This is a genomic window from Microbulbifer maximicatervae (SeqCode), assembly GCF_052467325.1.
The window spans coordinates 675121-690199 of the sequence record NZ_CP174310.1 but is presented as its reverse complement, the minus strand read 5'-3'; the positions used below and the strand labels follow the sequence as shown (position 1 = coordinate 690199).

16 protein-coding genes and 1 riboswitch are annotated in these 15079 nt (G+C 45.5%); of the genes, 10 read left to right on the top strand and 6 right to left on the bottom strand.

Features of this window, described 5'->3' with window-relative positions; genetic code table 11:
* Positions 1 to 49 precede the first annotated feature (49 nt).
* The 3 genes from tssC to ACJJIE_RS03390 all read right to left on the bottom strand — a co-directional run bounded on the left by tssC (position 50) and on the right by ACJJIE_RS03390 (position 3503).
* Positions 50 to 1939 carry a type VI secretion system contractile sheath large subunit gene (gene tssC / locus ACJJIE_RS03400; RefSeq protein WP_444893554.1) on the bottom strand — a complete coding sequence of 630 codons (1890 nt, stop codon included), beginning with the start codon at positions 1937 to 1939 and terminating at the stop codon, positions 50 to 52.
* Positions 1936 to 2463, bottom strand: coding sequence for a type VI secretion system contractile sheath small subunit (tssB, locus tag ACJJIE_RS03395; protein ID WP_444893553.1), 528 nt, complete (start codon positions 2461 to 2463; stop codon positions 1936 to 1938). The genes tssC and tssB overlap by 4 nt, the downstream gene beginning before the upstream one ends.
* A gap of 404 nt (positions 2464 to 2867) precedes the next feature.
* Positions 2868 to 3503, bottom strand: a complete 636-nt coding sequence (locus ACJJIE_RS03390) for a hypothetical protein (RefSeq protein ID WP_444893552.1) — start codon at positions 3501 to 3503, stop codon at positions 2868 to 2870.
* A gap of 447 nt (positions 3504 to 3950) precedes the next feature.
* A riboswitch (TPP riboswitch) is annotated at positions 3951 to 4066 on the top strand.
* A gap of 55 nt (positions 4067 to 4121) precedes the next feature.
* Between ACJJIE_RS03390 and ACJJIE_RS03385 the strand changes: the two genes are divergently transcribed.
* From ACJJIE_RS03385 to ACJJIE_RS03360, 6 genes are all read left to right on the top strand, one after another.
* Positions 4122 to 6263 (top strand): TonB-dependent receptor, encoded by a 2142-nt coding sequence (locus tag ACJJIE_RS03385; RefSeq protein ID WP_444893551.1) that lies wholly within the window; start codon positions 4122 to 4124, stop codon positions 6261 to 6263.
* Between the two features lie 61 nt (positions 6264 to 6324).
* The gene (locus tag ACJJIE_RS03380) at positions 6325 to 6588 is read left to right on the top strand and encodes a hypothetical protein (protein WP_444893550.1); all 264 of its coding nucleotides are present in this window, start codon (positions 6325 to 6327) and stop codon (positions 6586 to 6588) included.
* Positions 6581 to 7231 carry a nicotinamide riboside transporter PnuC gene (gene pnuC, locus ACJJIE_RS03375; RefSeq protein WP_444893549.1) on the top strand — a complete coding sequence of 217 codons (651 nt, stop codon included), beginning with the start codon at positions 6581 to 6583 and terminating at the stop codon, positions 7229 to 7231. Before ACJJIE_RS03380 ends, pnuC begins: the two co-directional genes overlap by 8 nt.
* Before the next feature lie 12 nt (positions 7232 to 7243).
* Positions 7244 to 8125: a phosphotransferase gene (locus tag ACJJIE_RS03370; RefSeq protein ID WP_444893548.1), complete on the top strand. Its 882-nt coding sequence runs from the start codon at positions 7244 to 7246 to the stop codon at positions 8123 to 8125.
* Between the two features lie 154 nt (positions 8126 to 8279).
* Complete coding sequence (locus ACJJIE_RS03365; protein WP_282932387.1) at positions 8280 to 8747, top strand: nuclear transport factor 2 family protein; 468 nt, start codon at positions 8280 to 8282, stop codon at positions 8745 to 8747.
* Between the two features lie 156 nt (positions 8748 to 8903).
* On the top strand, positions 8904 to 9347 hold the full coding sequence (locus ACJJIE_RS03360; RefSeq protein ID WP_444893547.1) for a YtoQ family protein: 444 nt from the start codon (positions 8904 to 8906) through the stop codon (positions 9345 to 9347).
* Positions 9348 to 9414: 67 nt separating this feature from the next.
* On the opposite strand, the gene ACJJIE_RS03355 is transcribed toward ACJJIE_RS03360, so the two are convergent.
* Entirely contained in the window at positions 9415 to 9714 is a 300-nt protein-coding gene (locus ACJJIE_RS03355) for a GFA family protein (RefSeq protein WP_444893546.1), read from the bottom strand.
* A gap of 106 nt (positions 9715 to 9820) precedes the next feature.
* Here ACJJIE_RS03355 and ACJJIE_RS03350 point away from each other — a divergent pair, with 106 nt between their 5' ends.
* The 4 genes from ACJJIE_RS03350 (at position 9821) to ACJJIE_RS03335 (ending at position 12887) form a co-directional block, all read left to right on the top strand.
* Positions 9821 to 10732 (top strand): LysR family transcriptional regulator, encoded by a 912-nt coding sequence (locus ACJJIE_RS03350; protein ID WP_444893545.1) that lies wholly within the window; start codon positions 9821 to 9823, stop codon positions 10730 to 10732.
* 212 nt (positions 10733 to 10944) lie between these two features.
* Positions 10945 to 11613 (top strand): class I SAM-dependent methyltransferase, encoded by a 669-nt coding sequence (locus ACJJIE_RS03345; RefSeq protein WP_444893544.1) that lies wholly within the window; start codon positions 10945 to 10947, stop codon positions 11611 to 11613.
* 126 nt (positions 11614 to 11739) lie between these two features.
* On the top strand, positions 11740 to 12366 hold the full coding sequence (locus ACJJIE_RS03340; protein WP_444893543.1) for a hypothetical protein: 627 nt from the start codon (positions 11740 to 11742) through the stop codon (positions 12364 to 12366).
* 41 nt (positions 12367 to 12407) lie between these two features.
* Complete coding sequence (locus ACJJIE_RS03335; protein WP_444893542.1) at positions 12408 to 12887, top strand: low molecular weight protein-tyrosine-phosphatase; 480 nt, start codon at positions 12408 to 12410, stop codon at positions 12885 to 12887.
* Positions 12888 to 12905: 18 nt separating this feature from the next.
* Here ACJJIE_RS03335 and ACJJIE_RS03330 read toward each other — a convergent pair whose 3' ends face one another.
* Both ACJJIE_RS03330 and ACJJIE_RS03325 read right to left on the bottom strand, forming a co-directional pair.
* Positions 12906 to 13853, bottom strand: coding sequence for a DUF5996 family protein (locus ACJJIE_RS03330; RefSeq protein WP_444893541.1), 948 nt, complete (start codon positions 13851 to 13853; stop codon positions 12906 to 12908).
* A 96-nt stretch (positions 13854 to 13949) separates the two neighbouring features.
* On the bottom strand, positions 13950 to 14906 hold the full coding sequence (locus tag ACJJIE_RS03325) for an antibiotic biosynthesis monooxygenase (RefSeq protein ID WP_444893540.1): 957 nt from the start codon (positions 14904 to 14906) through the stop codon (positions 13950 to 13952).
* Between the last annotated feature and the right edge of the window lie 173 nt (positions 14907 to 15079).

The window sequence follows — 15079 nt, the reverse complement described above, 5'->3', positions numbered from 1 at the left end:
CTCCAGGTTTACTCTATTTTCTATTGATTCAGACTTTAATAAAGTTTGGTTAAGTCCTTACGTCCAGACTCAACTCCACATCCATTCCTTCAAATTGCCTATGGGGCATTACAGAAATTTTACTGCTGTACCATCCTACCAACCCCTCCTGCTCTTCTGTTTCTACCTTTATTGACTTAAATGGATAGTAACGGAGCGTTAAATCGTCTGGATTAACAACGGTTGTAACGTATTGCGACAACCAGTTTTCAATCGATGAATTAATATAGTCTTCAGTCGCGGTGCTACCTATGTTATCCCGCATAATACATTTGATATAATGAGCAATTCTTGTAACTGACATCGTGTAGGATAAATTAGCAACCAACTGGGAATTTTGAGAATCGATTGGATCCTTAAATTTCTTGGTTTTCTTAATGGATTGACTACTAAAGAAACAAGCATTTGAAGATCCCTTTTTATATATCAGGGGAATAAACCCAGCATTAGAGAACTGCAACTCTTTATAATCTGGAATGGTTATTTCTATTGGTGATTTCACCTCCTGCTGCCCGTTCAGTTTAAAATAGTGGCGAGGAAGATATTCGACAGTACCACCTCCTCTGGGCCCCCGGATATATTGACACCAACCTGTTTCAGTAAAAGAACGAATCATATTTTTACAAAATAGGAAAGCTGCATTACACCAGAGGTAATCTTTGTGCCCCTCCGCAACATCTATTTTTTCTTCAAATCCAAATCCACCAGTATTTGCTTCAGGCTCATAAGGTGCACGAAGCAAGAACTTGGGCAATGTCAACCCTATATATGCGGCTTCTTCGGAGTTTCTAAATTGATTCCATTTTTCAAATCTTGGGTGGTTAAGATGTGCTTCCAAATCTTTGATTTCAGACAGCTCTTTGATGTCATTGCAAGCAAAGAAGCTTGGGCCTACCGATGATACAAAGGGCGCATGGCTAGCCGCTGCAACCTTACCCATTGTACTTAGGAATCGACGATCAGAATCATTATTATCAAACTCATATAACCCCATGATTGAGCCGTAAGGAGACCCACCATATTGGTCATATTCAGAAACATAGATCTTTTTAAAAACTTCACTATTTGTTAGATCCATGGAATTGTTTTGCAGATCATCTCGAAGTTCTTCTTTGGTACAATCAAGGATATCGATCATGACATTAGCACTCCAATCGGTGCTTTCTACCAGACCTTGCAATCCCATCCAATTCGATTCTAACGCTTTAAAATTATCATTATGAATAATTGTATTGACATGCTGATTTATCTTCTCATCTATATCAGCACAAGCATTGGAGACCTTTTGACGTATATTTGCCATTGCTAAACCATCATCATCATTAGCCGGCAAAATATCATTAAACAGAGCAGTTGCCATACACCCTAGAAAGTAGTCTGCTGCCTGCTCATTGTCGTTTAAAATAAGACCTTTATTTGTCTTTAGCAAGTCAGCAAGAAACACTTCTTGCTTGTGTATTTTCCTGGCTTTTTTTACAGCTTTTTTTGCTTCATCCCGCGCAGCCACTTCCAGCTCCACCACGCCATCCGGGTTGCTGTCATATTCCGCAAACGCCGTAAATGCACCCTTAAGATTTGGCTCAAGAGATTGTAGCGTTGAGTTTAGAGCATTGGTCATACTTTTATCCAAAAGATCTGCATGCTGCCCTACAAACTCCTGAACAGACTTACACTTTTCACTCACCTCATCAATACATCCCTTGACCTGTTCGAAGCTATCTCCTTCATCGTAGCTTTTTACTTTTTCAGAAATAGATGTAAGCTGCTCTTTTAACTCTCTCGACTTCTGGATTCGAACTTTTTTATCTAAGAGCGACTCAATTGTTTCCGGCATGTAATTTAAACTGGAGCCTAAATCCACCACATGCTCATTGGGCACTGTAAGGACATTTGAGCTCATCCTTCACCTCCTTCAACTTGTGGCTGGTGGCTGATTAGATTTGCCGGCAAAGTGCTATCTTCTCCGTAACTGGACTCCAGGGCGCCTTTGAGGGCATCGATTGCCTCCCTATTATTTATTAAGCTTTTAAGGGCATCGCGAAACTTGGCACTATTATTAATGCTGGAAAGAAGGGTATTAAGTGCCCTTTTTGAACGGACCATATCATTAAGCGAAGAAATGTTTTTACAAACATTAAATGGGTGAAATGAATCAACATCCTTTATAGGTATTGTGTGTATTTTTTCATCTGCATCGGTTACGCTCACCTGGACATTCATTTTATCTATCACAGGATTTATATTATTGCCTTTAAAGCTTATAATTTTACGATCTGCAAGAGGAAGCTTGCCTCCATTTGGCCCGGAAAAGTCTCCCATTATTAGTATTCTTAATGGAAGCTCAAGGTCCTCAGGTTGCCCATTGATTTCAGTCTTATACCGCAGCGTCATCCTTGACTTTGGAATAGTATCCTGTATTGCCATTATCGCCTCCACGATTTCATATTGTCAGTCTTTTGTGTCCTACCCCGGGAATCAGACAAGTATATTACCGGTTTAAATTTATTGTGCTCAACACAGTGGGAACTGTCGATTACAGGCCCTAGCTTTCCGTTTCATTTAATTCTGGAAAATTACAAAATATTACAATCTGCACGCAATTGGTTTTTAAAATACAAAAACTACATTGCTAAATATTTATGTCACTTGCAGGAATGAGCCGATTAGGGCTATGAATTCAAAGAATGGCTAAATTGACTTGTAGGACGCTGGGATGATATGGAGATCAGCCATGTTAGTAAGAGTATATATCAGGAAGGATAGAGATTGCTGAATAAGTATTATATTTAAAACATATCCAGGTACGGAATACGTGTGGTTTTTACACTTTATAAATTCTGGATATCTACTTCTTGAATTGCCGTAAACCCTACACTCAACACTCTACTCCAATTTTTAGTAAACATTGATATCGAGCCATATACTTCTCTTGCCATATCTTCATGTGTTTTAAACTGCTTTTGCCCATAGATAGGATCAAACATACAACATGGCGATAACCACCTTAGCCAGCGGCGTCCTTTACTATTCTTAAGTTTTACCACAATCACATGTTCTACACGTTTACATTCTTCAGAAGCTCCAGATATGTTTAAGAGGAGAAAGTCATAGCTACAATCTACTGCAGCATTAAAATGACACAATAATGCACCTTCATTAACATAAATTCGCTCAAGCGTAGAAAAATTGCAAAAGTTATTTAGAGGGGAATATGTTTCATGTAAATTTTTTGAATATGATCTATATAAATTTACATATTCCTGCATGCAAACGCCTACTCCATCTTCACAGCTTCCTGCTTGACATCTTGAATTACCACATACATTCTTCATCCAAATACAACAATTCGCCCACATTCTAGCGACTGAATCAAAATTCACCGGCTGATGTAATACGTGAATACCGCTTGTGTTCTCTATGGAGTCTTTACTCTCCTCTTTCAGCTGGCTTTTTATAAGCATCATATATTTTCCCTCTTAAAGCTCCACTCAGCCTTAATTACACTGGAATATTTGCTCTTCCAATCAATACTCCTCACTTTATGAGTATGCAGTTTATGTCTACGAATATCGATTACAATGGATATTAAGGTCTTTCAAAGAATTTGTTTAAATTACAAAATATTACAAACTGAAATCTATTATGGGCGCTGATTCGGCAATCACACTTCCATTTCACTTGATAAGAAGCGCCTTCTTGAAAAAACTTGACTAAAAATAACCAATTTCTCTAATGAGGAAAACGAAGAGCATAATCCACTCTCGGGCACCTAAGGTATAGACGCCGTTTAAAGGTACAAATATGCATATTCATTCTTTTCTATTGGAATTGGGTATTTCCGTAATGACAGTTTAAAGCACCTACCTCATAGCCAATGACTGGATCTATCAGTTTCTGCTATCATCGCGCCCGCAAAACCTAAGGGGTGGCCTTGCCTGAGATGTCCGGGGATCAAATTGGTCTGTCGCGACAAACCCTTGAACCTGATCCGGTTAATACCGGCGTAGGAATAGGTAGACAAAGCAAAACCTCCCCACGTCGCACTCCGGGTCTCTTTCACTGCCGTTATTCGAGAGAGAACCATGAAAAAACAGTTTCCCACCCACCCTATTGCCTGGTCTGTCAGCCTTGCCAGCAGCTTGTTCGCCGGTATCGCCACCGCTAATACCGCAGAAACCGGGCTTGAGGAAGTGGTGGTTACGGCACAGCTACGGGAAACCAACCTTTTGGAGCTTCCTTCCAGTGTTACCGTACTGGATGAAAGCGCGATCGATGCGCGGGGCGCGGCCAATCTGGACCAGCTTTTGAACATGGCGCCCAATGTGAATTTTTCGTCTGGCGCCTCCAGGGGACGATTTGTACAGATTCGCGGCATTGGTGAGCGCAGCCAGTTTATCGATCCAGTAAACCCCTCAGTTGGCCTGATCATCGACGGTATCGACTTTACTGGCCTGGGGCTCGCAGCCAGCACCCTGGATATCGATCAAGTGGAAATCCTGCGGGGCCCACAGGGCACCGTGTACGGCGCTAATGCCCTGGCCGGCCTGATCAACATGACCAGTGCAGCGCCCACCAGTGAGTCGACCACCAAGGTGTCCGCCGAGCTGAGCGAGTACAATGGACAGAGCCTGTCCGCGACTACCAGTGGTTCTTTGAGCGATGCTCTTGGCTATCGACTGGCTGCCAGCAAACGCAAATCCGACGGCTATACCGAGAATGTGTATCTCAACCGCGATGACACCAGCAATATTGATGAGTCTGTGCTGCGCGGTAAGCTGGCCTACTCCCCGTCTGACGATTTAAAGCTGGGCGTTACCCTCTTCTATATCGACGTTGATAACGGCTACGATGCTTTCTCTCTCTATAACACTCGCGAAACCCAATCTGACCAGCCCGGCTGGGATCGCCAGGAAACCTTTGCCGGCGCATTGACTGCTCAATGGTCTGGTAACGAGAACTTTACTCTAGAAGGCACTCTCAGCCTCGCCGATTCAGATACAGAATATGGCTACGATGAGGATTGGAGCTATGTCGGCTTTCATTCCTGGGAATACAGCTCCACGGATAATTACCAGCGCGATAAAGACAATATCAGCATTGACCTTCGCGCACTCTCTACCGAAGAGTCCAAGTTATTCTGGGATCGCAGCCACTGGGTTGTGGGCCTTTATGGCCGCACGGAGCGCGAGGACCTGAATCGCAACCAGAGCTTCCGCAGCACTTTTGATACTGAAAACTCTGCCATCTACGGCCAGCTCTCTACGGAAATCACCCCAGCGATCAACTTGATCACCGGTCTGAGACTGGAAAGACGCGAAGCCGATTACTCAGATTCCTATAACATCGATGCAGATAATGGAGAAAACCTGTGGGGCGGCAATATCTCGCTGCAATACCATTACACCGACAACACCTTGCTCTACGCTACGGTTTCCCGAGGCTATAAAGCCGGCGGTGTAAACGGCAGAATCATCTCAGAATCAACAAGCAACACTGAGATCAACAGTGACATGTTCGAATTCGATACCGAACATATGCTCAACTATGAATTAGGTATTAAGGGCAGCTGGCTGGAGAATCGTTTGCAAGCCCAGGTTGCGGCTTTCTACCAGGATCGAGATGACGTTCAGGCCAAGGTTTCTATCTTTAACCCTGCCGACTACTCATTTAGTGACTACCTTGCCAATGCAGCCGGCGGAAGTACTACTGGTCTTGAGGTGGAACTGAACTATCAGGCTACCGACGCCCTGCGCTTTTTCGCCTCTGCTGGCTGGCTGAATGCGGAATTTAAAGACTACGAAAGTAGTTCCCACGTCGATGCCCGCGATGACTACGCAGGAACAGTGTTGGCTGCGGTTGATCTGGATGGCCGCGATATCGCTCACGCCCCCAACTACCAGTTCTTTACCGGTACAGAAATCGATCTGCTTCCAAACCTGATCTTGCGATTGGAACTTGAGGGTAAAGACGAATTCTACTTCTCAAACAGCCACGACGAAAAATCCACAGCCTACGAACTGGTCAATGCTCGCCTGACCTACCAGGGAGATAACTGGGATGTTGCCCTGTGGGGAAGAAACCTCACTGACGAAGATTACTATGTGCGCGGGTTTTACTTCAGTAACCAGTATGGCAACAACCCGGCCAATGGCTACGCACCCGAGCCCTACTATCAGTATGGTGAGCCCCGGATTGCCGGGGTAACAGGCACCTACACCTTCTAATCACTCAGTGACTTTGGGGCAGCGTTTCACTGCTCCAAAACTCTCTATCAAGAGGGAAATTATGCAGCTCTCTGTCGAAATCAGTATGTATCCGTTAAAGGACGAGTACATCCCGGCTATTCAAGCGTTTATCGCACAGTTAAACAGCCATCCAGAACTCAAGGTAATCACCAATACAATGAGTACTCAGGTGTTTGGGAATTACGATCTATTGATGGATGTGCTCAAGTTGGAAATGCGCAAATCCTACGAGCAGTTTGGTCGCGCCATTTTTGTATGCAAGTTTATTGACGGCGACCTGGCCCCGGGGGAAGCGCATGTTTGACCAGGATATAAGCACCGCAATCAGCGCTTCGATTGCAGCCATGTCCTTCTGGGAGGTAGCCGCAGTAATACTGGCTCTGGCCTATTTGCTTCTAGCCATGAGGGAGAAAATCAGCTGCTGGTATGCTGCCTTTATCAGTACGACGATCTACCTGTTTCTGTTTTGGGATGTCAGCCTGTTAATGGAGTCTGCACTACAGGTTTTCTATCTGCTGATGGCGGTTTATGGCTGGTGGCAATGGCGAAATCACCGCAACCGGCAGGACGATCTGAAAATCCACCGCTGGAGCGGAAAAACCCACTCGATAGTTATTGGCGCTACCCTGATACTGACGTTACTGATCGGCTACCTGCTGGATCGCAACACCAGTGCCGCCCTCCCCTACCTGGATTCATTCACGACTCTGGGGGCAATCGTCACCACCTATATGGTCACCCGGAAGGTACTGGAGAACTGGCTTTACTGGATTGTCGTAGACGGAGCTTCAATCTATCTCTACCTGGACAGAGAACTCTACCTTACTGCCGTATTGTTTATGCTGTACCTGGTGCTGGTTGTGATTGGCTATTTCCAGTGGTTGGCCATTTTCCGAAAAGAGAAACAACAACCCGATAGCGCTCCTCAAACAATGGCAGCGGCATAGTGACCAACTGATATGAGCCAGGACTTGAGCAACATCATCCCCAACGATTGGCATCATTGGAGCAAGGCCCGGCCCACGGTGGTCAGGGCCCTGGCTGGGGGGCTGACCAATAACGCCTTTCTGGTTGAGTCCGCCGATCAGCTGATGGTGCTGCGGATAAACTCCAGCATCAGCGATCAGCTCAATCTCGACAGGGCTGCTGAACAGCAGGCGTTGCAAGCTGCCACATATTCCGATAGTTGTGCCCCTTTGGTTTACTGTGACCCGCATTACCGATATTTGGTGACCCGCTATATTGAAGGCACTCCCTGGGATAAAAATGTCGCCCACAGCTTGGAAAAACTTGCCGATCTGCTGCGCCGTATACACGGTTCCCCTGCAATTGATGCCCAATTAAACATCGGTGAGAAAATCTCAAGTTACAGGCAGTTTATCGATAAGCGAGCCAGTTATTTCCACTTGCTCGACACACTGCAAGAGAAACTTCCGCAATTAATTGACGCTGCTTATCGGATGGGCGACGAATTTTGCCTGTGTCACAACGATCTAACGGTTGGCAACCTGATCTGGGCTCCCTCTAACAAGCTATACGCTATCGACTGGGAGTACGCAGCAATGGGGGATAAATTCTATGACCTCGCTGTTTTGGTAGAGGAACACAACTTGAATCAGCGAGAGCAAAATAGTTTGCTGGAGTGCTATCTTAATCGCACTGTGTCACCTGAAGACAATCAGCGCTTGGGGTTATGGCAGCTGATCTACGGTTACCTTTGTATTCTCTGGCACGGGGTACAATGGAGTAACCAAACCCAAAGGTCCTCGGAGCAAGGGAGATATATCGGGAAAAAAGCCCAACAGTTATTGAAAGGCCTATCGGCTCACAGCCTCAGCTGAGTAATCCCTGCTAGAATAGGCCCAATCCCTAAGAAGCGACTTTCAGTCACTGCGGCGCAATCCAAGTTGCTGTCGAAGTAATTCAACTAGGGCCCGACTCGGCTAAAATACCCCCCTTTTTTCACACCCCTAAAATAACCACAGAGGTACTCCTGTGATCAGATCATTTTTTGCAATACTACTTACCTTGATCGCAATCAACGCACAAGCAGTAGAGAAACCCGAGGGTTTTAAAACGATAGACGGGCTGTTTGCTGCGCTTTCAAACCTGGACCACCAAGCTATGCGAGACGGCGTCAGCGACGATTTTATACTCCTTGAGCACGGTGAAGTCTGGGATATTGAAGACCTTATCGCCGTAATGAAGCCCAAGCCCTCAAAGCTGGAAAGAATCAACTACTTCAGCATTATCAATTTTGAAGAGCGTGAGAACCTACTGACCATCAACTACTGGACCAAGTCCATTTTTAAATCCGAGGATGGCAATAAAGAAGCGGTGTGGTTGGAAAGCGCCATTGTTAAGAAAATCGATGGCAAGTGGCTAGTAGCCCAATTGCACTCAACCCGCCTGCCCGCAGAGAAATTCCCCAAAGACGTCCAGTTTGAGCAGCAAGTCCTATAATAAAGTGCCCTACAGGCCCCGCCCGCACAGGGCCTGTGTCCATTTGATCGCTCTCAGTCCCCTCCCAACTGGAACAACTACCGGATTTCAAAGCTTCCAAGTGCTAGTATGTGACTCTAAATTGCATATTAGTCTCCAGTTCTAAAGGGCCACTCAATGAAGCTTAAAGTTTACCTCTCCGGCGAAATCCACTCCGATTGGCGTGCGCAAATTATCGAAGGTTGCCAAAAAGAAGGGCTGGATATCTCCTTCTCTTCCGCAGTCACCAACCACGATGCCAGCGATGCCGCTGGTGATGGCCTGGGTGAGGAGCAGAACGCTTTCTGGCGGGATCACAAATCAGCCAAAGTTAACGCAATCCGAATCAAGCACCTGATTGAAAACTGTGATTTGGCGGTGATTCGATTTGGCGAGAAATACAAACAATGGAACGCCGCATTTGATGCGGGCTTTTGTGCAGCCTTAGGCAAGTCCTATATCACACTTCACGATGAATCCTTGGTGCACGCACTCAAGGAAGTGGACGGTGCAGCCCAAGCCTGGGCACAGACCCCCGCACAGGTTGTCGATATCCTGAAGTACTTAACCACTCAGGCCTAAGGAGCCTCTGGATAGCAGGCCAGCAGGCATCTACTAACAAAACTGCACAATCAGTAGGTGCCGCCAGCTAAAAGCCGTAATTAAGGACACCGGCATAGTTCGGCCGAGAGGCTGCCTCTGCTGATGGGTTGTGCACTAGCTCGCCGCTACGATTGATCGCATAGATTTCTGCACCGCAGTGCTTGCAGAATGCCTTCTCCCGCAAAGCCCCCTCTTTAAAGTGATATTTGCGCAGTGACTTTTCAGGATCGCTGATATGGATAGCGACTTCAGTATCAGCGTGCCCCCTTTGGCCCGCTGGTACAAACAGGGCATCTATAAGCTTGTTGAAATGAATCGCTCCACAATGACAAGTTAACGGATTCATAGCCTTATCTCCCTGGTCGATTAGTATGGGGAAGGAGTTTACTATTTACTTTAATTTAACAAAGGGGATATATTGAAAAGATCTTTTAGCTTTAAGGAAACAGTCTGTGCGCAGAGAGTACGACAAATACCACTTGATCAACGTTTTTTGCAGTGTTGTTGATCACGGTTCCTTAAGCAAAGCTGCCAAGCACTTGGGCCTGTCTACGCCCACCGTGAGCAAGACTCTCGCCCAACTTGAACAGGCCCTTGGCCAGGTATTACTCAATCGCACCACCCGGGCAATCGCTGTCACAGATGCCGGAAGGATTGCTTACCAGAAAGGGCAAAAAATAATCAGCTCATTCACCGAGCTGGAAGACCAGATTGCAGAGGCAGCAACGCTCACCCGAGGAAAATTAAAAATCACTTTTCCGGAAACCCTCGGCTTAAAAGTATTCAGTCATATCTGCAATGATTTTCAGAAAGCATTCCCCGATTTCAGCTTGGAGCTTATCTTCAGCCCCTATCACCTGGATTTAATCGAGGACGATATCGACATTGCTTTTCGCGTCTGGGAAACCCTGCCCGATTGCCAGTTTTACGCCCAGCCCCTATTTAGTATCCGCCCTATTTTTATTGCCGCACCGACCTATCTGGAAGAACACGGCTGCCCCAAATCCATTGCCGAGCTCAGCCAACACAACATCATGCTAACCCGCCTTGACGGCCTGGAAGATGGCTGGTCAATTGATGGGAAGTTCTATCAATTCAATGGAAATTTAATATCCAACAAAACTTTCCATACCCGAGCAGCCGCATTAAACGGGAATGGCATTGCCAAGCTTCCCTCCTATTTTTGCCAACGGGATATCAAAAAGGGGCGACTGGTAGAGGTACTCCCTGACTTGGAGCGAAAAGATAAAACTGTAGGTGCTATTTATAAAGTAAAGCGAAAAGATTCAAAGAAAATTGACGTGTTTTTGAACTTTGCACAGGAGCGCTTGCAGGAGTATGACTTTAGCCTGTTTGATGAGTGAGAATGTGCCACTAAAGAACTCTGCAGCGATTAGAGATCCTCTGTGAAACACTCAGCTGTTTAGCACCACATTAGGTGGTACCATAGAACAATAATAAGCGGCTTGCTACTGGGGCTGAAGAGAGTGAAAACAATACTCTCGAAATACACTGTAAATACATCCCCTCTCCTTTATTGGTAAAGCCGCACAACAGTCATACATTGGAGATTGAAGTGACAATCACTAAAGAGGTCGAACAAGGCCAAGCTGTCTATTCCAAATCCGTACTTTGGCTTTATGATATGTGGGTTCTGGGCATATCAAACCGCTTTATTTGGAAGTGCCCAACTCCTGGAATACTAGAGCACTTCAATCGAAATATATCCTCCAACCACTTGGATGTAGGTGTTGGAACGGGCTACTTTATGGACAGGTGCCATTTCCCCTCCGACACAGTCCGCCTCGCCCTGATGGACTTAAACCAAAACAGCCTGGATATCTCAGCGCAAAGAGTGGCTCGGTATAATCCAACACAGTTCCGCTGCAATGTCCTGGATAAAATTACTTTAGAGACTGAAGTTTTTGATTCAATTTCCTTAAATTACCTATTTCACTGCCTTCCCGGCAAGCTGTCAGAAAAACTGGTTGCGCTGGATAATGTCGTAACCCTGCTATCGGAATCAGGCACCGTATTTGGTTCCACCATCCTGTCTGAAGGCGTACCGAAAAGTGGAGCTGCCAAGAAATTAATGGCTATCTACAATAAGAAAGGGATATTTTCTAATACCCAGGATTGTGAAGAGGACCTCGATACATTCCTTGCCAGTCGATTTAAGGAGTACAAAATAGAAGTTCGCGGGTGTGTAGCACTATTCAGTGCGCGGCATAAAATCACTGGCTAGAGTATCTACAGGGCACTTATGAGGATGAAGTTCTCGTTTAAGCTGGGGCTGAGAAATCCGCTGATATTCGTTACCTTGTCAGCTTTAGTAGTAGTTCCCAATTATTGCCTGGGCCTGCATTTCAGTGTGTTTGAAGATAAATTTGAATGTCCTGACATTCACAACTCCTTAGACTGTGCAAGGTCAATCGAAAGTGGATTGAGTAATCAGGTCGACCATATCCAGCGAACGAAACCAGGGCACCTGACTATAGCCCTGAATAGCGGAAAATCACTGACGTACACAGACATCCTTCCCGCTAATAGTCCCGCAGAACACATAGCCTACTCTGCAATTGAGCAAATAACTGATAACCTGCTATTGATACATCAACAGCTCTGGGAAGCACATTCCTATAGTTTGCTCGACTTGAGAAACGGCCATGAATATTCTCTTGCCGGCTACCCTTTGCTGTCTCCACAAGGCGGCTACCTTTTTGTTGCCGAACAAGACCTGGACGCCGGTTTTAATGAAAATGCCTTACAGGTTTACAAGCTATCTGAAAATACTTTGGACTTACTATACGAGCTAAAGCCTGAAAACTGGGGACCAGAGCAAGCTTACTGGACAACAGAGAATGCGGTCTCTTTCATACAGAAGCAGCTTAACCCCAGCTATTTTTCAAATGAAAATCAGCCCTTTTATATTGAGACTAAAGCTGTGCTTTCTATTGCCCCTGATAGCCAAAGTGTAAACATTCGATATTTTGATTAAAATGCGCCTCTTTAATGTACCCGAAATATCTTGGAGCTATTTTGACAGCCAATTCAGATCTCTCGATATTATTTGTCTGCCTCGGTAATATTTGTCGTTCCCCCTTAGCCGAAGCCGTTTTCCGCACTAAGGCACAGCAGGCGGGTATTCCTGTTTCCGTCGACTCTGCGGGCATTATCAGCTACCACGCGGGTAAGCGACCAGATCCCCGAACTTTGGCTATTGGTGAAGAAAATGGCTATTCATTTGAAAATAGCTACGCTCGCCAGGTAGCCACTACCGACTTTACAAAATACGATCATATCTTTGCGATGGACAAAGATAACCTGGAAGCATTGCAATCCTTGCAGCCTGACTCATCAGACGCCCAACTAGGGTTATTTTTATCAGTGCTGCAAGATAGTGATTTCGCTGAAGTACCCGATCCTTACTATGGTGGTATTGAAGGGTTTCAACATATTCTCCAGCTTATAGAACAAGCATCTGATGCATTTATCGAGCAGCTTAAAAGCAGAAAATAAGTAAAGACCCCACAAATTCTACCGGGCTTGTGGGGGGAAACTTTCCTCCAAGGCAGACCTATCCCACATTCCTTTATCGGCTGCAGCTTCATAAGTACTCTGCAAAAAGTCAAACAGTGCCTCATCAGGGGAGCGTGAAGCTCTCACCGCATCATAGGGCAGTAAGAACTCCCCCAAATCTTTGGAATAGTAAGCCGAGGCGGGCGCGACCCTTGCTTCGGGAAATCCTTGGGGCTCTGGGTAAGTATATGAATAGAAGCAAGCACCATCTACACCACCGCCACCAGGCCAAAAACCGGCACTGCTAACTTCATGGGAGTAGGCTTCCCTGGCCACCCAATCGGGAAAGTGTGGAACGCCTCCAGGGTGCGGAGGCGCCTCCCTGCCAGAAAAACGGGTAAGTGCTAAATCAAAACTTCCCCAAAAAAAATGAATTGGACTGCACTTGCCAATAAAACGACTGCGAAACTCAGTGAAAACCCGATGAATTTGCACCAACGCCTGCCACAGCTGTTTAGCATATTCGGGATCATACTCGTAGTTATCCTGATCCCTCTCAAAGGGTATCGCGTCCGCCACTTCGGATGGCATGGTGTTAATCTCAACCGGTATACCTAGCTGCTTGAGTGCAGCCATTACTTCCCAGTAGAAATCAGAGACTGTGCGGGACTCCAAGGGTAATACCCATTCTCCCCCCTCAGTGGTCAACAGCTTCAGTACGTGATGATAGAAATCAAAGCCAATAGAAAACGACCGTCCTCCATAAGGGATAAGGGATGTCTCCAGCCCTCTAGCGGTAATATATAAAGGAACATGCCAGGAGTGATTGATCCAAGGGGTTTGTACCAGGCGAATCTTGCCAATAACTTGCATCCACATATGCAGGGTGGCAATCGTATTTACCGACTCAGCGTAGGGTAACTCTGGCCAGTCTTTACTCTCAGAACGATTCTTTAAGTTGCTCACTTTATGTGCTCCAGATTGTCAGCCATTGGCCCTGTAAACTGCAGATAACAACAAACTCTCGATAAAAAAATTCTCTAGAATTTCTTAAATAACACCTTAGACTGTGGGCAATTGAGCTACCCAACCAACAAGCATTATCAAAATAAAATACAGCACTATAACCACTAAAGTTCCCATGAAATTTACTCGAGTTAGCTTCCCTGATGTGTCTGACAACCAAACTCTAAAAACTTTAGTCATAGCGGGTATAGCCACCCACGAAAGTGAAGAAACAATCAGCATACTCACAACAAAATTGGTTGATGCAAACGGCAAGTCCTTCACCAAGGGCAACAGCCATATTTCAATGGCCATAACTATGGGGTACAACATCAGTAGAACCAACATTGCCATCTTCCACTGCGCGGGCCCAGGATTGTTGGCTCGTCCACGAGCATGAGTAAACCAATCTTCAAATCCATGCCCTATCCGCTTTACATTTACATCCCTAAAAAAACCCTTCCCTAATTTCACCAACTTCTGATGTTCATCAGAGTCAAGCCAATTATCAAGATGCTTATTGGAATCAAACCGAAACACCACTACCCAATCATCCTGAACACCTTTTATGGGTTTGGTAAGACCACCCCCCAGAAAACCAGGAAATGCTTTAATTGCCTCATTTATTTTTTCCTGCCACTCCATATATTCGCGAAAGTACTCGGGCTTAACACTCTTGGAAATCACAATTGTCACCGGCACTGTCAACTGATCTGCTTCAGCTATAACTTGTGAAACGACTTCAACAGAAAACTGCTTTTCCAAAAAAGTAATAAGGTCTTTAAATAAACCATTACTGACAAAATCCTCCAGTTGAGCAATCGTCTCAAACTGAAAAATTTGAACCCACTCATTTTGAATTTTAGAGACAGGCTCCAACAAACTGACCTCACGTAATCCATCGCACTCTAGCGCAATGTCTACCAACTTTTGGTGGCATGAGCGGTACTCTTCCCCTAAGCGCTTTGGCACTTCCTGGGACAAGACAAGACATGCGCCGGTACTCTCCTCCATTAGCAGGCAACAATCTCCATGAAGTTAGGTAGGGAAACTAAAGTCCACATAAGTTGAAAATTTTATATAAACAACAAACTCGTCGTTGTTGATTTCCACGAACTAACGCTTTTCAGAAAGCAATGGGCAGCAGATAAATTTAGATGAAAAGTCAGAGCTGACATCAAGGGTAG